The sequence below is a fragment of the Methanoculleus taiwanensis genome (assembly GCF_004102725.1).
Classification (GTDB): domain Archaea; phylum Halobacteriota; class Methanomicrobia; order Methanomicrobiales; family Methanoculleaceae; genus Methanoculleus_A; species Methanoculleus_A taiwanensis.
In genome coordinates this window covers 752,564-770,506 of the sequence record NZ_LHQS01000001.1, presented here as the reverse complement: position 1 = coordinate 770,506, position 17,943 = coordinate 752,564, and the positions used below count along the sequence as shown (strand labels likewise).

Here is a 17,943-nt window from a genome sequence, read left to right as displayed (position 1 = left end):
TCTTACACCTTCAGCGTACTCTTTCTCCAGTTGCGCCGGTACGGGTGCGAAACGACGCTCCGGTTTGTTCTTATCATCACCCATGCAGGCACGCGGCGGTTCTGCTCGCACGCCTTTGCCAGCCGGACCTTCCGGCCTTTCGTTACTTTGCTCATAGTTCATCACGTCGATTTGTATCTGTCGGTGATACCGATCACCAGCGACTGCCGGTGGTGCTCGGGAAAGAGTGTCGCCGGATCTATCCCGCAGGAACGAACCTTTGAACGGAGTTCCTGTTCGTAGTCCCCGTTCTCGATTGTTCCCGTCTCACCGTATGTAACCACCAGGAATCTCCCGGCGAGGCGCTCAACCTCGGGTTTGCCGTAGCCGAGCAGCGGTCGGATATACGAGCAGCGATAGAGTGCTTCTATGCGCTGCACCTCCGGCCGTGCCAGCATGGGAACCCGGTCGTTCCAGCGGGTGCCGTCCCCCACCACGGTATAGTCGCGGCAGAGGTCTTCGATCGCCCGCCGGTGCACCATATTTATGGCATCGTTCGGGTAGCGGCACCGCAGCACCATGGCCACGGCCTCATCGAGGACGTCGTTCCCGAAGATGCGTTTCCTGAGTGGGAGGCCGAGTGCGGCTGCTGCAGCCTCGACGCCAGGCATCTCCCGCTCCGGGTCGAACACGAAGGTGTTCAGTTCCACGTCGTAATCGCGTGCAAGCATGATCGCCGCAAGCGCGCTGTCTTTCCCTCCGGAAAAGAGAACACCGGCTTTCATCACTTTCGCGTTATCTTGTAGTCTCTCTTCGAGGGGACAAGCTGCTTGAGCAGCTCTTTCAGCTGGTCGTCCGTGATCCGCTGCCGGATCCGGCCGCTCTGCGCAAGCATGACGAGCTGCTGCTCGACAGCCTTTGCAAAGTCCGGCTTCGTCAGCTTGATGGTATTGAGCCGCTCTCTCGCTTCCGGTTCGAGTATCTGCATCAGCACCATGTGAATCTGGGATTCCATCTGCTTCTGCCGCTCGAGCTCGTCCTCCATCGACTGTTGATCCGCCGCCTGCCGCTGCAGCTGCTCCATTCTCCGGCGACGAAGATCAGCGAGTTCGTCGTCTCCCATCAGGCATTCCTCCGGTTAATATTTTGAAAGACCGGGCGCAATCTCGACGGCCTGGGCTTTCATGCTGTTCGCGATGTTGTCCATGAAAGACCTGCCGGCCGCGGTGACGATGCGTCCATCCTTATTCTGTGAGACGTATCCGGCAGCTTCGAGCTGCTGGAGGGCTTTGCGCAGGATCGACCCGCTGCCTCTCCTGAACCGGTAGGGGTTCGAGCCCCGGTCGCGCTTTCCGCCGTAGAAACTGCGCATCCGCTGGATGCCGACAGGTCCGTCGACATAGACGCGCCGCAGTATCGATGCGGAACGAATGTACCACCAGTCGGGGTTTTCGGGGGGCATCTCTCTGTGTACTCCCGTCTTACTGAACGCCGCCCAGTCGGGGGGCTGAACCTCGGGAGTTTTCTTCAGTTCTTCTGCTACCTGCCGAATGAACATATCAGCAGGAATGTCATATACGGTTGTCATTGATAATCCTCACCATCGCTAACAGTCTTTACATATTCGTCCAACGACGTTTTATATATTTCGAGAATCTCATCTGGAGCGCCGGGAGGTCCGCTCTGCAAGCACCATCGTGCGGCCTCGCACGTTGATGAGGTCGGCGCCGGCGGCAGCTGCTATCGCTTCCGGATCGATCTCCGTGTTCCGGAGCCATTTGACCTTAATCACTTTCCGATCCTTGATCTGCCGTTTGATCTCATCGATCATAACATCAGTGCAGCCCCGTTTCCCGATCCAGATCGTGGCCTTCAGATGATGGATCATCTCTTTATCCATGCTGTGACCTCACTACCGGATATCGTGCCCTATGTCCACAGAGAAGGCAGGTGACGATCACCCGCCCCCGATGTATCCGCACTCTCATATTTTCTCCCGGCACAAGAAATGCATTGCAACGGCGACAGAACTGCCGTTTGAACCGACGGTCGATCCGCACCCGGTGGCGCATTCCGATCTTACGTGCGAGTTCCACACAGCGGTTGCTCCACGCCGGATTCTCCGGGTGGAATGCTGCTGCCTGTCGGAAGAGCACCTCGATCCGTTCACGGGCAATCTTCCTGTGATTGATCTTGCGTGCCTTCCCTGCCATCACATTGCCCCCTTATCGTCTGGGTCCCTAAAACTTGGCCGGGAGAGAATATATAAGAGTAGGGAGATGCCGGATCACCGGATCCGGATACGCCGCCCCTCAACCGATAGCCGGTTCTCGCAGAAGAGCCTGACCGCTTCCGGGAGTGCCCGGTGTTCTTCTGCGAGGATTCGCTCGGAGAGCGTCTCCACATCGTCGCCGTCGAGCACCGGCACACACCGCTGCAGGACGATAGGGCCCGTATCCATGCCTTCATCGACCAGGTGAACGGTGCACCCGGAGACCCGGACGCCGTACTCCAACGCCTGGCGCTGTGCATGCAGGCCTGAAAAGGCAGGAAGCAGAGCGGGATGGATGTTCATCATACGCCCGGAGAAGACGTGCACGATCTGCTGCCCGAGGATCCGCATATACCCTGCAAGGACAAAGAGGTCGGCCTCGCACCCCTTCATGGCATCGAGGAGCGCGCCTTCGTACTCCTGCTTGCTCCGGAATTCTCTGAAGTCGACGACCGTGACCGGAACACCGGCCCGTTTCGCACGCTCGATTGCATACGCGGACGGATTGTCGGTGATCAGCCCGACGCAGACCGCCGGGATAAAGCCCGATGCGATACCGTCGATAACGGCCTGAAAGTTGGAACCCCTCCCCGAAGCAAGGACGGCGATCCGTTTCTTCGGAATAGCTCTCTCTGGACACATAGTAACGAATACTCCTCGGCGATAGTGCCGCCTTCAGTGCAGCTCCGCCGCGGGCGGCGGCGGGAGGATAATCTTCACCTTCGTAATCCTCCGCCCGCGCATCTGCATTACGACGAGCGTCGTATTGCTCTCCTCGATCTTGACCACTTCGCCCCGTCGCGGGATATGCCCGAGACGATCGAGCACAAGGCCGCCGATGCTCTCGTACGACTCATCCTCAGGGAGGTCGATCCGGAGATCCTCATTGAGCCGCTCGACCCAGGTGCGGGCATCGACGATATATACCCCCTCCTCGAGCTCCTGCACCTCGGGCTCCTCCTCGTCGAACTCGTCCATAATCTCACCGACGAGTTCTTCAAGCATATCCTCGACCGTGATGATACCGGTGAACGATCCGTACTCATCGAGGACGACGGCCATATGGACTTTCCGGACCTGGAGTTCCTTGAGGAGCTCGTCGATCTTCTTGCTCTCCGGGACGAAGTACGGATCGTGCTTCAGGTCTTTGATCGTCGCGTTCGACCGCTGGCGGAAGACCGAGGCAAAGACATCTTTGACGTTCAGCAGCCCGACAACGTTGTCGATGTGATCGTGATAGACCGGTATTCGTGAAAAACCTGTCTCATTGAAGATGGTGACGGCACTCTCGACCGTGCTCGCGTCGTCGATCAGCACGACGTCGAACCTCGGCGTCATCACCTCGCGGACGGTCGTGTCGCCGAACCGGAGCACCGAGTAGAGCATCTCCCGCTCTTCCTGCTCGATGGTTCCCTCCTCCTCGCCGACGTCGATCCACTCCTTGATCTCCGCCTCCGTAACGACGGGTTCGGTCAGCCCCGGGCCGAACGCAAAACGGCGCTTCGCACGGTCGAATCCCCAGAGCAGGGGGTAGAGAACCCGCGAGAGGAGGAGGATCGGCTTTGAGACCCGGAGCGCGAGGCTCTCGGTGTTGCGGGCGGCGTACATCTTCGGCCCGATCTCGCCGAAGATCAGCATCAGCAGCACGACGACACCGGTCGCGATACCGATACCCGCATCCCCGTAAAAGCCGATCGCTATCGCGGTTGCGAGCGATGCCGCAGCAACATTGACGATATTGTTCCCGATCAGGATGGTTATCAGGATGTGATCAGGTGAACGCTTTAGCGTGTCCAGAGCTGCCGCTCCGCTCCGATTCTGACTGACGAGCGCACGCACCTTTGCACGCGTTATCGATATCAGTGCAACCTCGGAACTTGAGAAAAATCCGGACAGAAGCAAACAAACGAGAAACAGGATAATTTCTACAGTTAAAATATCTACGACTACCATTTACTCCACGCCGCAAAACGGCCGTATCACAGTGGTGTTCATACGCGTCTGTAACGAGAATAATGTCGCAGTCGGATCTAATAAAGCCAGCGCATCAGGCCATGATATCGCGGAGGACTGCCTGCTCTTTCATCAACAGCAGGATCTTCTCTTCGGATGTAAGTTCATGGCTGAAATGGAGATCCTGGAGCTCAAGTGTGAGGTAACCGGCGTATCCGCGTTCGGCAAGCGCTTCCAGGATCAGCTTCGCGTTCTCGTCGGGATGGATAGGGTAGTGCGGCCGGCCGTTCTTCGTTGCACTGACGTGGACGTTCACGAGCCGTTCCCCGGCAAGATCGATATACCGGATCGCCTCCCCGACCGAGGTCATCAGGGCATGCCCCATATCGAGCGTGAAGTACAGCCACGGCTCCCGCTCGAGGAGCTCTGCGGCACTTTCGGGCGTGTAAAGGAGCGAATTCACTTTCGGCTCCATATTCTCGATCGCGACGCGCACCTGCTTTCCTTCCGCCGCATCTCTGATGCGGCCGATGTAACGCTCGAAACGCTCGTAGTCGTACGCACTCGGGACGCGCCGGGCCGTCCTCTTGCCGGGATGTATCGTCACCACCCCTGCACCTATCCGCTCCGCGAGCGCGATCGCCTCGACGGTGTACTCTATCGAGGCAGCGGCGACCCGCGGGTTGATGGAGGTCGGATTTAAATCGAGCGTCGGCGCGTGGAGCGTGATCGGAGCAAACTCAGGGTGGTTGTCGATGCAGCGCAGAAGTTCATCCTCGGGCCTCCCGCGGAGCCAGAAGTGCGGGGTCTCGACCCAGAACTCGATGCCGTCAAGGCCGGACTCGGCAACGTAGTCGAAGATGTACTCGCTAGGATACTCGTGGAAGAGCATGCTCGAAACGGCGAAGCGACCCATGTCACTACTTGATATAAATTATCGGTCTAATAGATTGTGATGGACTGCTCCGGCAACGTAGGCCATCCCGACCTGCACGGAACGCCGATTCTCCGCGTCTCCGAGGTCTCGGGGATGATATGCACCCTCCTTGAAGACTCACGGCTGCAGCATATCTGGGTGCGGGGCGAGGTGACCAACTACAAAAACCACGGTTCGGGCCACCGCTACTTCTCGCTCGGAGAGCAGAACGGCAGGGGAAACGCCGTCATTAACTGCGCCATGTGGCGAACGAACGCACGCCGTCTCGATTTTGAGCCGCAAAACGGCATGGACGTTCTGGTGTTGGGATCGGTCGAGGTATACGAGCCGCACGGAAAGTACCAGCTTATCGTCCGGGATATCCTGCCGGCCGGCCGGGGGGAAAAGCACCTTCTCATCGAGGAGTGGAAGACCGAGCTCGCACGGGAAGGGCTCTTCGCGGAGGAGAAGAAACGCCCCCTGCCCCGGTTTCCGTCCCGGGTAGGCGTCGTCACCTCCCCGACCGGCGCAGCGCTACAGGATATCGTCACCATCATCTCGCGCCGTTTCCCGGTCGAGATCGTCCTCTCACCGGCGACGGTGCAGGGGGAAGCGGCGCATCGCGAGATCGCACAGGCAATCCGGAGAATAGACGGGCTCGTCGACGTCCTCATCGTCGGGCGCGGCGGAGGGAGTTTCGAAGACCTCTTCCCCTTTAATCATCCCGATGTCGTCCGTGCCGTTGCAGGGTGCACGACACCGGTTATCAGCGCCGTCGGGCACGAGGTCGACACGGCGCTCTGCGACTTCGCCGCCGACGTGCGGGCGCCCACGCCGTCGGGTGCGGCGGAGCGCGCGGTTCCCGACCGGCAGGAGCTCCTGAAGGAGGCGGAAGGGCTTGCCGGGCGGATGCAGTCGCACCTGCTCAGAAGGCTCGCGGAGAAGAGACGGGAGGTCGAAGACCTGCGGGCACGGATGCACCCCGCGAGACTCGGCCGCCGGATCAACGAGCGAATGCAGCGTCTCACCGAGCAGGAGGAGCACCTCCGCCGGGCGGTCACCGTCAGGATGGAACGCAACCGGCTGCACCTGGCGGAGCTTCGCGCCCGGATCGAGAGCAGGAGCCATGTAGCCATCCTGCGGCAGGGGTACTGCATCGCCGCAAAGGACGGCCGGGTCGTCCGGTCCGTCCGCGAGCTTGCCCCGGAAGACCGGATCACTCTCTGCATGCAGGATGGACGGAGCAGAGTTATCGTGGAGGATCTTGACTATGATGAGTAGATATGAAGAGATGCTCGCAGAACTGCGGGAGATTGTACGGAAGATCGAAGACGGAGATACCGGTCTTGACGAGAGTATCGCTCTCTATGAACGCGGTTCGCTGCTCGTGAAACAGTGCGAAGACCTGCTCACGACTGCAGAGCTGAAACTCACCGAGCTCGGGCGGGACTGACCCTCCGGGGCATATCAACTGCCGCACACTCCGACAGGCCGGTACAGTCCCTGAGGGATTCGGATCTCAAACCTCGCGCCTTCGCCCGGAATCCCGGTCTCCCGGATGGTGAGATCGGTGATCGCAAGGATCTCGCGGACCAGGAAGAGGCCGAGGCCGGTCTGTTTCCCGTAACCGCGATCGAAGATCCGGTTCTTATCCCGGTATGCAACTCCGATACCGTCGTCTTCATAGACGACGGCAAGCCCCGCTTTTGATTCCGAACAGGAGAAGCGTATCCGCGTGACCGACCCGCCGTGCCGGAGCGAGTTGTCGAGAAGGTTTGCAAAGGCCTTCTCGATCATCGGATCCGCGTACATCTCAATCGGCGGAATGTCGATATCGACCCTGATCGAGCCGCCGGTCTGGGACGCAAGCGCCTTCCTGATCACCCTGCGCACCGTCTGCCACTGCGGTGAACGGACGCCGACCTCCTGGTATGCCCGTGTGAAGGCGATGTAACTGCGTATCCCGAAGGCAGCATCTTTCGCCCGCCGCACGTACTCCTGCAGGATAGGATCGCTCGTCTGTCCCTGCGCAAGTTCGAGGTACCCGAGGAGGACGTTTAACCGGTTGAGGATATCGTGCCGTGTTACACTGGTAAGGAGGTGCAGTTTCCGGTTTGAGAGCCCGAGCACCTTCTCCGTATGTTTCAGGGCGGTGATCTCACCACCCTTCTGTCTGGCGATGTCCTGAAACCCCAGCAGATATCCGGCGTGTGCACCCCGTTCGTCATGCACGTGCGAGACGGAGAGAGCGACCGGGATCGGTTCGCGGTTGCAGGCGAGCAGGCAGGTCTCCCATCCGGATTCGCTCCTCTCCTCCTCGGAGAGGCGGAGCCATGCCGCAAGACCCTCGTGATCCTCCTCCGCGATGAACCGGAAGAGGGAGGTGGCGATCAGGACGTCGCTATCGGCACCGAAGAGTGCGGCTGCTCTCCGGTTTGCCTCACGGATGACACACTCAAGATCGATTACGATACAGGCTTCGGGCGCGGCATCGAAGAGAGCACGATAGTGCCTGCACCGCACCTCGGTCACGGCCAGTGCCGCCGCTATCTCCTCGCAGCGCGCCTGCATGACACCAACCCCGGCCTGCATCGTCTCGAGAGCACCCATACGCTCGTCATCGCCGCCCGCCTGCAGGTGCCGCCGTGCCTCTCCGGTCTCCCGCTCCGGAGGTCTCATCCCTCGCTCACATCCCTTGCAAAAGCCCATTCTCCCATTCCGGGTACCCGGCAGTACGGTGCAGGGGCACCCGGCCTCATCCGCCGCGTTACGGCTTTGGTTTTGCACACCGCTCCGCGCCCTGATTCGACTCAAAGTACCGTGGCAGACGTTTTTTCACGCGCTGAAGGAGATGTTTTGAATGATAAATGTATCTATGGGAGGGGCGGATTCGGCATCCGGACAGTACCATTCAGCAGGATTCGTCAGGCGTCGCGGGAACCTCCACGATCAGTTCTACGATCAGGTCGTCACCCTGCCGGAGCCGGTCGATGAATGAACGGGGCAGCGTGCGGGCAACGCAGTCGGAATAGATGCCGACCGTTCTTCCGCAGACGAATCCGCTTCGCCTCCAGACGAGATCGGTCGGGTGATCCAGTGTAAACTGCGAGCTTCCCCGTGAACGGACTTCAACCGATTCGCTACCGGCGCATAGCCGGGTGAGAAGAACCGCCTGATCGTCGGAGAGCAGGCGCTTGAACGGAGCGGAGAGATCGGCGGCGCCCTTATCGGCGCAGACGCCGATGATGCAGTCCCCGGAAAGGGTCAGCTCGCATTCGCGGGTCACCTCGAAGGTCGTTTTGTGCAGCCCCTGCACGAGCGGGTGTCCGCGGGACCGTACGACATCTCTGGCCTTCATGATTTATAAGGAGAGGGTGTCCATTGCTAATCAATGATCAGTATCCATTGCCCGACCTGCGATGAGGAGTGCACACACAGGATTCTCAAGGAATCCACCGATCTGCTCGTTCAGTGCACCGAATGCGGGCACGTACACCATGCCCAGAGACCGCCCGCCCAAAAGCTCCTCTCCATTCGGACGATCGTGAGCCGCGAGACCGAATCGACGGTCTGCATCGTCGAGATGACGAGCGACGATTACTGCAACGTAGGCGACATGATCGTCGCGGAGTGCGGCGACGAGGCGCTCGGGGTCGAGATCACCAGTATCGAGAGCGGCGACCGCCGGGTCGAGCGTGCAGTAGCTTCCGACGTCACCACACTCTGGACACGGGCTATCGAGACGGTGGTGCTGAAGGTCTCGATTCACAGCGGTCGGACGACAAAACCGGTCTACAAACCCGTCGAAGGGGAGGAGATGTTCGTGGTGGGCGAGGTCTACACCATGGGCGGAAGCAGGTTCCGGATCTCCCACATAAAGCTCCGTGAAGGCCAGGTTATGCGAAAAGAGGGCTGGAAAGCAGCTGCCCGCAGGATTAAAAGAATATACGGCTACCGGGTATAACCACTCCGTGCCGGGAGGGAACTACACGCAGTTCCCGGGATCCGGCTCTTTTACAAGGCTCCCGCCGGGCATACCATCTCCCGGATCCGTCACTCCCGAAGATGCTTTTTAATCGCCGCCTCCAGGTCTTCGCGGTGGACGAGCCCTTCCATCCGCTCCTGCACATCTCCGTCCACGAGAACGAGGGTCGTCGGCGTCACCCGGAGACTGTACTCCTTGATGTACTGCGGCTCTTTGGCGGCATTGATCTCCTCGATCCCGATACCGAGATCGGCTTTGACCTCCTGCAGGATCGGTTCCTGCTCACCGCATGCCATGCACCCGTCCTGGAAAAAACTGAGTACTTTCACTGCCATAGAAAGAAAACAGAAGGGACGATTATAAAAAAATTCCGGTTGGGGATCCGGTCCCTCAGGCGATCTGCTGGAGGAGGATATCCGCACTACCGTAGCGGTATTGAATGACCAGCTGGTCCGGGGTCTTCTCGACGATCTCGCCGATGCGAAGTGCAGCCGTCACGGTCGAGTTCTCCTCGAGGGAGAACTCCGGGGTCGCGGTCAGCCCTATCGTGAACTTATCGCCCACCGTCGCGTTCTTAAAGTCAAGTCCAAACCCTTCTGCCGCCTCGATACTGAAGTTCATCCGCAGATCGTTTCCACCGTAGTCGAACCGGACGGACTTCACCTCGCCGGGGCGCATACCGACGAGCCCGGCCGAGATTGCATTCGTCTCGAACCCGAGGAGCCCGAATCCGGCAAACTCAGACATCTGCGGATAGTAGATCGGAACCGGTGCGACGTTCTCGCCGGAGACTGCAATGCCTGCCGGGATCTCCATCCCGCCCGTCAGAACGACGATGTTCCCCTTTTCGTACTCACTCTGCACAAGCTGCTGATCGGTGGTGAGGACGGGCTGCCCCGCCGCATCACGTATCGTATAGGCGATCACGGCAGTATCCCCGGGCTGCACCGTGCGGGGCGCAGTGAAGATCGGCGTCAGGTACGTCAGCACCATCGCGGCTGCGAACATGACGGCGACACCGACGAAGACCAGTTTGTACCAGTTCTTCTCGTCTTTCTTGGAGCCGTTCTTCTGCGTATTTTTCATTGCGAGTACAATCGGCATGCGGTAAAATAAAATAGTATCGTTCTTGCAGGGGGCAGCCGGGCAGCAATAAGATATATATAGATTTGATACTACCTTAAAGTGAGGCCTGATCCAAAAGCCATTTCAGGCAATCGAACGGTAAAAGGAAGTGGAACCAATGGCAGGAACTGAAAAGCGACCATATCGCTCGGTATGGCAGGATTTTGATGACCTCATGGCAGAGATGGAGAGCAGGTTCCAGTCAATGCTCGGCGGCATCAGCTCACGGGGAGAGGAGGTTCGCGGCCGGATGATGCCCTCGATCCGCGCCGATTTCCGGGTCGACGTCCGGGACCATGAGGACGAGGTCATCGTAGTCGCAGATCTCCCGGGTGTCGAGAAAGAGAGTGTCAACGTCCGCCTTCTCGACCCCCACCACCTCGAGATCTCGAGCGTGCGCAGCGGTGCGGCCGAAGAGCACGTTGAAGACTTCTATGTCAGAGAACGCACCTACGGCACGATGAGCCGCATGGTCGTGCTGCCTGTCGAGGTGACCGATCAGAACTCCGCGGCGAGCTTCAAGAACGGCGTCCTCGAAGTCCGCATGAGGAAGGCACCGACCGAAGTAGGGACATCAATTCCAATAGAGTAACCTTTTTTTCACGATTCTTCATCGATTTCCGACCGAACAATTCATCTTTCGGCAATGTGACATATTCATGATGGACAAAAAGAAGGTCAAAGATTACATGACCTATGATGTCGTCACCGTCGACGTCCACGGGACGGTGAAAGACGTCATCGAGACTATAAAGAAGACACACCACGATGGTTTTCCGGTCATCTGGAACAAAGAAGTAGTCGGATATATAGCAGCCCGCGATCTCCTTTTTGCGCATCCGTCCACCCCCGTCGAGCAGGTTATGTCCCGTCATCTCATCGTCGCCGACCCCGATATGAGTGTCAACGATGCAGCCCGGGTTATCTTCCGGTCGGGTATTCAGAAACTCCCTGTCGTCAACGAGGAGAACAAACTGATCGGGATCATCTCGAATGCGGACGTCATCAGATCCCAGATAGAGCACGTATCCCCCGAGAAGGTCTTCAAGTTCATCGAGACATTAAAGAAACTCTATGACATCGAACCGACACTGAAACGCGGTCAGGTTCCGACGAACGCACTCCTCCCCACGCAGTCGAAGATCTACGAAGACGAACTCGAGGGGAGGATGTACGAGATTAAAAAGGGTCTTGCCGAACCGGTCATCGTCGTCAGGCGCCCAGGCCGCCTGATCCTGGTCGACGGCCACCACCGGGCTATTGCAGCAAAGAGGCTCGGGATCAAGAGCCTCGATGCCTATATAATCGAGATTGCCGCCGATATCGAGCTCGGCATGGAGCGGACAGCACGAACCCTGAACTTAAAGACGCTCGACGACATCAAGGTCATGGATTACGCCCGCCACCCGCTCGTCGCACTCACGCACCGGCTCGTCCGGCACGGTTAGGATCCTTCGATTCTGGTATCGAACGCATCGTTCAGAACGTGTTCTTTCACGACGGTGCCCTCCGGGATGGTGACCTCCGGCCAGAGCCTTGTTCCGGAGTGAACGACCACATTGTCCTTGAGGACGACCTTCGGCCCGATGACGGTGTCGTTCTCGATATTGCAGCCGTCACCGATGTAGGTGCCGTTGTCGAGGATGCTGCCGCTGATGGTGGTGTTCCGGCCGACGACGACCCGGTTGTAGATCGAGGACGAGAATATCTTCGCGTTGCTCTTGATGATACACCCTTCCCCGATACTCGTGTACGGGCCGATGATGACATTCTCCTCGACGATCGTCCCGGCTCCGATGGAGACCGGCCCTATGACCCGGGAGTTCGTGGAGAGCGAGACCGAACCGCCCATCTGCACGGGTCCGGCAATCTTGGCGCCCTTGACGACCAGATCGCCGCTGATATTCGTATACGCGATCTCCTGCAGTTTCCACCGCTCCGCCTGCCGCAGCGAGCGGGGGTTGCCGACGTCCGACCAGTTGCCGCGTGCAAGCCAGGCTTTCAGCGTATACCCCTTCTCCATCAGCGCGGGGAAGAGATGCCGTGCAAAGTCATACTTCTCCCCGGCAGGGATGAAATCGAAGACTTCCGGGTCGCAGACGTACATACCGGTGCTGGCAAGGTTTGAGAAGATCTCGCCGGGTCCGGGCTTTTCCTTGAACCGCTTTATGGTATAGTCGGCATCGATCTCCGCAATCCCGTACTCGGTGGGATCATCGATGCTGATAAGCCCGATAGTCGTTATCGAGTTGTTATTGAGGTGCTCCCGATAAAATTCGAGCAGGTTCAGGTTGATGACGTGATCCCCACCGACGACGAGGAACGGTTGTCCGTCCAGATGCTCCTGTGCGTTCTTGACGCTGCCGGCCGTCCCGAGCTTGGTTCTCTCGGGGACGTAGGTAATGTTCGCGCCAAAGAGCGAACCGTCTCCGAGCGACTCTTCGATCGCCGTGCTCATATACCCGAGCGTGATGATCACGTCGTTGAACCCAAGATTCGCAAGGTGGGATACGAGATGCTGAATCGAAGGCTGGTTGACGATCGGAACGCAGGGCTTCGGACGCCCGAACGTGAGAGGGCGAAGACGGGTGCCTTCGCCTCCGCACATAATGCATACCTTCATGCCACTCCATTGGCAGCAGACGGATTTAACCCTATTGACGGGATTTTCGGAGAGCGTTCCCGAATGGTTCACATACCCCGAGAACCTATGCTACTCTCCATGACCCCGTTCGAGTGCACCCGCTGCGGGAAGTGCTGCATGAACGCCACGGAGTTTCTCGAGATAGAAAAGCGCCTCTCCGGAAGAAACTTCGCCTGCCGCATGAAGATCACCGGCGAGCGGTTCATCGCCAGCATCGAGGAGGAACACCTGCCTCTCTTCAATGATCCGGCATTTCGGCCGCCTTCGTCACGATGGTGCCCTTTCCTCCGCCCGGTTGCCGGAACGGACGAGTACATCTGCACGGTCCATACCTCCCGGCCGCAGATCTGCCGCGGATTCACCTGCTGCACCATCCGGATCTACGGATCGGACGGCCGGGCGGTCGGGAGCGTCAAAGGGCGGCGGAGCCTCTCGACCGCCGATGCCGCACTTAAGGACTGCTGGGAGAACCATATTTCGTCCATCGTCACGGACGAGGAGAAAACCTGGAAAGAACAGGTGCGGGCGGCCTTACGCGAGCACGGCTACCGGGTGGAGATCTATGAGTGAAAAGCATACCGGCGCAATCATCCCGGTCGTCCGGGGCCAGGTGGCATGCCCATCGGGGCAGACCGTGACGCTCGACCGGTGCAGGTTCTGCGTCCATTCGACACAGTTTCAGGTGCAGGGCAGCATGGTGCCGTCTCCTGCACGGGCATACTGCTCGAGGCAGCGGCGGGGAGGAGAAGAGATCGACCTTCGTGCGGTCGAGGCGGTCGTCTGCGACGATCGCTCCGGCGAAGGATACCGGAGCATCATGAATATCATCAGCTGACGGGACAGCCCCCTTTATCTCCAGAACTCCCACGGGTGTTTCGTCTGGAACGGCACACCTTTCGCCTGGTTGTTCCAGTCGGTCTCGATGGTATGGTGAACCAGCCTCACTTCTTTCCGGAGCTCGTCGAGGATGCTTTTTACGCCTTCCATATCTTTTTTGAGTGCGTTTATCTCCTCAAACGAACGCTGCTGCTTCACCGTCACGGCCTCGCCGTTCTGGAAATGCGCCAGCCCCGCCTCAATGAGGTCAAGGATTGCTTCATTCCGTTCCAGGGATCGGTCCTTCGCAAACTGATCGATCTGTTCCATCAGATCGGGATCCAGCGCAAACGAGCATCTCATTACCATATCTCATTCCTCAAGGGTAGTTTCGTCTCCGGCCGCCCGAACCTGCGGGTCGCCGAAGAGAGAGACGATGTAGTCCAGATTCACGTGCCGTTCGAAGTGTCGGGCGAGATCGTCGTACGCACCGCGGACGCAGGGCGTACCCGTATCCGAAACGGATCCGCCGATAGGGTCGAACGTCTCCCCCCGCCGGGCGTGCAGGTACCCGAGGAGGGCGTTCACTGCCGAAGGGTTCTGGAAGAGCCCGTGCATATAGGTGCCGAAGACGAGCCCATCCGGACTTGCCGCCCCGTCGCCTTCGAAGGCCTCGTCCACGCACCCCCGCTCCGTCTCTCCCATATGGATCTCATACCCCTTCACCTCTCCCATTGCCGAGAGGATAGGGCCGAGGGGACGCGCCCGCCGGCGGACCTGGACGGTGGTCTTGCGATACCCGGCAAATCCGGTCACGATCTCAAGGAGCCCGAGACCCTCATGCGTCCCGGGAGTCCCCGACTCAGTTCCGGCATCCTCCAGCCGGGTGCCGAGCATCTGGTATCCGCCGCAGATACCGATTATCGGCACTCCGGCATCCCGCAGTCGGACGAGGTCGGCGGCGGTGCCGCTCCGTTTCAGGGCAGCGAGATCCTCGACGGTGTTCTTCGTTCCCGGCAGGATGATGCAGTCGTAGCCGGAGAGCGACCCTCCCGGCGTGACGTAGTCGACCGCCGCATGCTGCTCGAGAAGTTCGAAGTCGGTGAAGTTCGCTATCCTCGGCAGCCTGACGACGGCGATCCTGACGGTGCAGTCGCTCCGCCTCTGCTTATCTCCAAGAGAGAGCGAGTCTTCGCTTGGGAGATCCATCACGGCATACGGGACGACACCGAGCACCGGGATGCCCGAGAGCTCCTCAAGCCGCGTGACCCCCGTCGCGAAGAGCGTCGGGTCGCCCCGGAACTTGTTGACGACGATGCCGGCGACGAGCGGGCGGATATCCTCGGGAAGGAGGGAGAGTGTGCCGTAAACTTGTGCAAAAACACCCCCGCGCTCGATATCGGCGACGAGGATGATGGGGAGCTGCAGCGAGCGGGCGAGACGGATATTGGCGATATCCCGGTCGTAGAGATTCACCTCCGCAGCGCCCCCGGCGCCCTCGACCACCACGTGTCCGTGAAGGGCCTGCAGGCGGTAGAAAGCCGCCACGGCGGTATCCAGCAGCCGGTCGGTCTCCGCATAGTAGTCTTTGATCTGCACGTCCTTATAGGGCCTGCCAAGGAGGACGATCTGCGAGATCTGATCGCCTTTCGGCTTTAAGAGAATCGGGTTCATATCCGCCGTCGGGTCGAGGCCGGCCGCCGCCGCCTGCATTGCCTGCGCAATGCCGATTTCGCTCCCGTCCGCCGTCACGAAGGAGTTCAGACTCATATTTTGCGATTTGAACGGCGCCACGGAGATACCGCGATTCTTCAGGGCGCGGCAGAGCGCCGCCACAGTGATGCTCTTGCCTACATGCGATGCGGTGCCGAGCACGATCAACGACATTTCACCTTTTAGCTTGGCACGACGCTTTATTAAGGGCAGCGTTCCTGTAACAATCGTATGCAGATCTCCGCGACGGCGCTCGGCCTCCTCACAAGCCGGTACCTCCTGCCCGGTGAGACGGTCGCCGATCTCTTCCGGCGTGTCGCCGGCGCCGTCGGCGGGGCGAAGGCGCAGGAGTACGCGGCAATCATGAGCCGGTTGCTCTTTCTCCCGAACTCACCGACGCTGATGAACGCCGGCACGCCTTCAGGACAGCTCTCAGCCTGTTTCGTGCTGCCTATCGAGGACACCCTCGAAGGTATCTTCACCTCGCTGACCCGCATGGCGCTGATTCACAAGTCCGGAGGAGGCACCGGTTTTTCGTTCAGCCACATCAGGCCGAAGGGCGATACCGTCGGCGGTGCGACGGGTATCGCGAGCGGCCCGGTCTCGTTCATGCACGTCTTCGATACGGCGACCGAGACGGTGAAGCAGGGAGGGCGGCGGATGGGTGCGAACATGGGGGTACTCGGAAGCTCCCATCCGGACATCGAGCAATTCATCGACTGCAAACGTGACGGCGGGCTTCGGAACTTCAACATCTCGGTGGGTTTCGACGCCCGGTTCTTCCGCTGCCGGGAAACCGGCAGGGAGTACGACCTTGTAAACCCCCGTGACGGGAGCGTATGGAGAACCGTTGCCCCGGACGAACTCTGGGAGCGGGTGGCCGGAGCGGCGTGGGCGACGGGCGACCCCGGGATGCTCTTCCTCGATGAGATCAACAGAAGGAACACGACACCGGGACTCGGTCTCATCGAGGCTACAAACCCCTGCGGAGAGCAACCGCTCTACCCGTATGAGAGCTGCAACCTCGGAAGCATCAATCTTGCCCGCATTGTCAGGAGAGGCGAGCTCGACGAGGAACTGCTCAGAGTCCTCGTCCACCGGTCGGTGGCATTTCTCGATGCGGTGATCGACGCGACCCGTTTCCCGCTCCCGGAGATCCGGGAGAAGTCGCTTCTGACGAGGAAGATCGGCCTCGGAGTGATGGGATTTGCCGAAGCGCTGATCAGGCTCGGCATACCGTACGCATCACGGGAGGCTGTCGCCGTCGCGGAGCGGTTGATGGCGTTCATCGCGGCCGAAGCGAGAGCGGCCTCGGTCGAACTCGGAGAACGGCACGGATCCTTTCCGGCTATCGACGGAAGCATCTTTGCCGGGCCGATACGGAATGCAACCGTCACCACCATAGCACCGACAGGGTCGCTCCACATCATTGCAGACACCACAAGCGGGATCGAACCGATCTTCTCCCTCGCCCATACGAGGCGTATCGGCGGGAAGACAGTGGAGGTCGTAAGCCCGCTCGCGGTCGAACTTCTGCCACAGCAGGCGGCGGGACGGGATGTTGCGGCACATATCAGGAGAACCGGCAGCATCCGGGATCTTCCCCTCGATACAGAACTCCTCGAGCTCTTCCGGACGGCAATGGAGATACCTCCGGAGCAGCACGTGCGGATCCAGGCCGCTTTCCAGAAGCATGTGGACAACGCCGTCTCAAAGACGGTGAATCTGCCGGAGACGTCGACGGTCGACGACGTAAGCAGGATATTCGATCTCGCACGGAGGCTCCGGTGCAAGGGCATCACGATCTACCGGTATAACAGCCGCCGGGATCAGGTTCTCGCATCCGGGTGCTCCGTGTGCAGTATGGACACATGAGCATGCCAAGAAATATATAACGAGAGCTGAAAGGTACAATGCAATGAATGGTGGGATATGTCCGAAATGCGGACTGCCAAAAGAACTGTGTATCTGCGAAGAAGTTGCAAAAGAACAACAGAGAATCAGCGTAAAGATAAACAGGCGCCGGTATGGGAAAGAGGTGACGGTCATAGAAGGCCTCGATCCCTACGATATTGACCTTGAAGATCTCACGAAATTTTTAAAGGCAAAACTGGCCTGCGGCGGTACCGTGAAGAACAGTAGCATCGAGCTGCAGGGCAACCATCGGGAGCGGGTCAAGGCACTGCTTGCCCAGAAGGGATACAGCTTGGATAATATCTCGTAAACCGTTCAGGGAACGCCCGGAAACCCGGGTATACCCTTTCTTTTTCTTCTATACTACCGATATAGTTTCTTCTGTCTATCGCCCGCCACGCTCTGGTGACTCTCCTTGCAGAATCCACCGGCGTGGCCGGCATACGTCGGCCTTCAAAGCCCGGCGGGTATGCAAGACACGGCCACCGTTCATCGTGCGTTCGTGACGAAGGCCGCCTGAGAGTGAGCGGCTCAGGAGCAGATCCCGGAATGCCCGGAAACGGCGGCCGATCAGGATCGCAAGGCAGCTTTCACATCACCCGGGCTGCCGCATCGACGGGAGAGAA

Annotated in this window: 25 protein-coding genes; 9 read left to right on the top strand and 16 right to left on the bottom strand. The window is 59.3% G+C overall.

The window, feature by feature from the left end; all coding sequences use genetic code 11:
* Positions 1-2: 2 nt before the first annotated feature.
* The 9 genes from ABH15_RS03925 to ABH15_RS03885 all read right to left on the bottom strand — a co-directional run bounded on the left by ABH15_RS03925 (position 3) and on the right by ABH15_RS03885 (position 5,120).
* Positions 3-155, bottom strand: a complete 153-nt coding sequence (locus ABH15_RS03925) for a 50S ribosomal protein L39e (protein WP_128693041.1) — start codon at positions 153-155, stop codon at positions 3-5.
* A 6-nt stretch (positions 156-161) separates the two neighbouring features.
* Positions 162-764, bottom strand: coding sequence for a DUF7411 family protein (locus ABH15_RS03920; RefSeq protein WP_128693040.1), 603 nt, complete (start codon positions 762-764; stop codon positions 162-164).
* Positions 764-1,102 (bottom strand): DNA-binding protein, encoded by a 339-nt coding sequence (locus ABH15_RS03915; protein ID WP_128693039.1) that lies wholly within the window; start codon positions 1,100-1,102, stop codon positions 764-766. Before ABH15_RS03915 ends, ABH15_RS03920 begins: the two co-directional genes overlap by 1 nt.
* A 15-nt stretch (positions 1,103-1,117) precedes the next feature.
* Complete coding sequence (locus tag ABH15_RS03910) at positions 1,118-1,567, bottom strand: 30S ribosomal protein S19e (RefSeq protein WP_128693038.1); 450 nt, start codon at positions 1,565-1,567, stop codon at positions 1,118-1,120.
* Positions 1,568-1,636: 69 nt separating this feature from the next.
* Complete coding sequence (locus ABH15_RS03905) at positions 1,637-1,879, bottom strand: YhbY family RNA-binding protein (RefSeq protein WP_128693037.1); 243 nt, start codon at positions 1,877-1,879, stop codon at positions 1,637-1,639.
* Positions 1,872-2,192: a ribonuclease P protein component 4 gene (locus ABH15_RS03900; protein ID WP_128693036.1), complete on the bottom strand. Its 321-nt coding sequence runs from the start codon at positions 2,190-2,192 to the stop codon at positions 1,872-1,874. The genes ABH15_RS03905 and ABH15_RS03900 overlap by 8 nt, the downstream gene beginning before the upstream one ends.
* A gap of 74 nt (positions 2,193-2,266) precedes the next feature.
* Complete coding sequence (gene purN, locus ABH15_RS03895) at positions 2,267-2,893, bottom strand: phosphoribosylglycinamide formyltransferase (RefSeq protein WP_128693035.1); 627 nt, start codon at positions 2,891-2,893, stop codon at positions 2,267-2,269.
* Positions 2,894-2,926: 33 nt separating this feature from the next.
* Positions 2,927-4,204: a hemolysin family protein gene (locus ABH15_RS03890; protein WP_128693034.1), complete on the bottom strand. Its 1,278-nt coding sequence runs from the start codon at positions 4,202-4,204 to the stop codon at positions 2,927-2,929.
* A 94-nt stretch (positions 4,205-4,298) separates the two neighbouring features.
* Positions 4,299-5,120, bottom strand: coding sequence for a sugar phosphate isomerase/epimerase family protein (locus ABH15_RS03885; RefSeq protein ID WP_128693033.1), 822 nt, complete (start codon positions 5,118-5,120; stop codon positions 4,299-4,301).
* Positions 5,121-5,159: 39 nt separating this feature from the next.
* Between ABH15_RS03885 and xseA the strand changes: the two genes are divergently transcribed.
* Positions 5,160-6,401, top strand: coding sequence for an exodeoxyribonuclease VII large subunit (xseA, locus tag ABH15_RS03880; protein ID WP_128693032.1), 1,242 nt, complete (start codon positions 5,160-5,162; stop codon positions 6,399-6,401).
* On the top strand, positions 6,391-6,573 hold the full coding sequence (gene xseB, locus ABH15_RS03875; protein WP_128693031.1) for an exodeoxyribonuclease VII small subunit: 183 nt from the start codon (positions 6,391-6,393) through the stop codon (positions 6,571-6,573). The genes xseA and xseB overlap by 11 nt, the downstream gene beginning before the upstream one ends.
* A 14-nt stretch (positions 6,574-6,587) precedes the next feature.
* On the opposite strand, the gene ABH15_RS03870 is transcribed toward xseB, so the two are convergent.
* Both ABH15_RS03870 and ABH15_RS03865 read right to left on the bottom strand, forming a co-directional pair.
* Entirely contained in the window at positions 6,588-7,799 is a 1,212-nt protein-coding gene (locus tag ABH15_RS03870; protein ID WP_164913625.1) for a PAS domain-containing protein, read from the bottom strand.
* Between the two features lie 232 nt (positions 7,800-8,031).
* Positions 8,032-8,478, bottom strand: coding sequence for a DUF371 domain-containing protein (locus ABH15_RS03865; protein WP_128693029.1), 447 nt, complete (start codon positions 8,476-8,478; stop codon positions 8,032-8,034).
* A 33-nt stretch (positions 8,479-8,511) separates the two neighbouring features.
* Here ABH15_RS03865 and ABH15_RS03860 point away from each other — a divergent pair, with 33 nt between their 5' ends.
* Positions 8,512-9,084, top strand: coding sequence for an HVO_0476 family zinc finger protein (locus tag ABH15_RS03860; protein ID WP_128693028.1), 573 nt, complete (start codon positions 8,512-8,514; stop codon positions 9,082-9,084).
* 89 nt (positions 9,085-9,173) lie between these two features.
* On the opposite strand, the gene ABH15_RS03855 is transcribed toward ABH15_RS03860, so the two are convergent.
* Entirely contained in the window at positions 9,174-9,440 is a 267-nt protein-coding gene (locus ABH15_RS03855) for a thioredoxin family protein (protein ID WP_128693027.1), read from the bottom strand.
* Between the two features lie 55 nt (positions 9,441-9,495).
* On the bottom strand, positions 9,496-10,191 hold the full coding sequence (locus ABH15_RS03850; protein WP_128693026.1) for a hypothetical protein: 696 nt from the start codon (positions 10,189-10,191) through the stop codon (positions 9,496-9,498).
* Positions 10,192-10,348: 157 nt separating this feature from the next.
* On the opposite strand from ABH15_RS03850, the gene ABH15_RS03845 reads away from it, so the two are divergent.
* Positions 10,349-10,822: an Hsp20/alpha crystallin family protein gene (locus ABH15_RS03845; protein WP_128693025.1), complete on the top strand. Its 474-nt coding sequence runs from the start codon at positions 10,349-10,351 to the stop codon at positions 10,820-10,822.
* Between the two features lie 70 nt (positions 10,823-10,892).
* Complete coding sequence (locus ABH15_RS03840; protein ID WP_128693024.1) at positions 10,893-11,678, top strand: CBS domain-containing ParB/RepB/Spo0J family partition protein; 786 nt, start codon at positions 10,893-10,895, stop codon at positions 11,676-11,678.
* Here the strand turns inward: ABH15_RS03840 and ABH15_RS03835 are convergent.
* A complete protein-coding gene (locus ABH15_RS03835) occupies positions 11,675-12,853 on the bottom strand; it encodes a sugar phosphate nucleotidyltransferase (RefSeq protein ID WP_128693023.1) in 1,179 nt (392 codons plus the stop codon). The two genes, ABH15_RS03840 and ABH15_RS03835, sit on opposite strands and share 4 nt — an antisense overlap.
* 99 nt (positions 12,854-12,952) lie before the next feature.
* Between ABH15_RS03835 and ABH15_RS03830 the strand changes: the two genes are divergently transcribed.
* Both ABH15_RS03830 and ABH15_RS03825 read left to right on the top strand, forming a co-directional pair.
* Positions 12,953-13,444, top strand: a complete 492-nt coding sequence (locus ABH15_RS03830; protein WP_128693022.1) for a YkgJ family cysteine cluster protein — start codon at positions 12,953-12,955, stop codon at positions 13,442-13,444.
* Positions 13,437-13,709: a hypothetical protein gene (locus ABH15_RS03825; RefSeq protein WP_164913624.1), complete on the top strand. Its 273-nt coding sequence runs from the start codon at positions 13,437-13,439 to the stop codon at positions 13,707-13,709. Before ABH15_RS03830 ends, ABH15_RS03825 begins: the two co-directional genes overlap by 8 nt.
* A gap of 14 nt (positions 13,710-13,723) precedes the next feature.
* Here ABH15_RS03825 and ABH15_RS03820 read toward each other — a convergent pair whose 3' ends face one another.
* On the bottom strand, positions 13,724-14,059 hold the full coding sequence (locus tag ABH15_RS03820) for a type II secretion system protein E (protein WP_128693021.1): 336 nt from the start codon (positions 14,057-14,059) through the stop codon (positions 13,724-13,726).
* Between the two features lie 3 nt (positions 14,060-14,062).
* On the bottom strand, positions 14,063-15,577 hold the full coding sequence (locus ABH15_RS03815; protein ID WP_128693020.1) for a cobyric acid synthase: 1,515 nt from the start codon (positions 15,575-15,577) through the stop codon (positions 14,063-14,065).
* Positions 15,578-15,634: 57 nt separating this feature from the next.
* Here ABH15_RS03815 and ABH15_RS03810 point away from each other — a divergent pair, with 57 nt between their 5' ends.
* Both ABH15_RS03810 and yciH read left to right on the top strand, forming a co-directional pair.
* Positions 15,635-17,278, top strand: a complete 1,644-nt coding sequence (locus ABH15_RS03810) for an adenosylcobalamin-dependent ribonucleoside-diphosphate reductase (RefSeq protein WP_128693019.1) — start codon at positions 15,635-15,637, stop codon at positions 17,276-17,278.
* 43 nt (positions 17,279-17,321) lie between these two features.
* A complete protein-coding gene (yciH, locus tag ABH15_RS03805) occupies positions 17,322-17,627 on the top strand; it encodes a stress response translation initiation inhibitor YciH (protein ID WP_128693018.1) in 306 nt (101 codons plus the stop codon).
* The last annotated feature ends 316 nt before the right edge of the window (positions 17,628-17,943 follow it).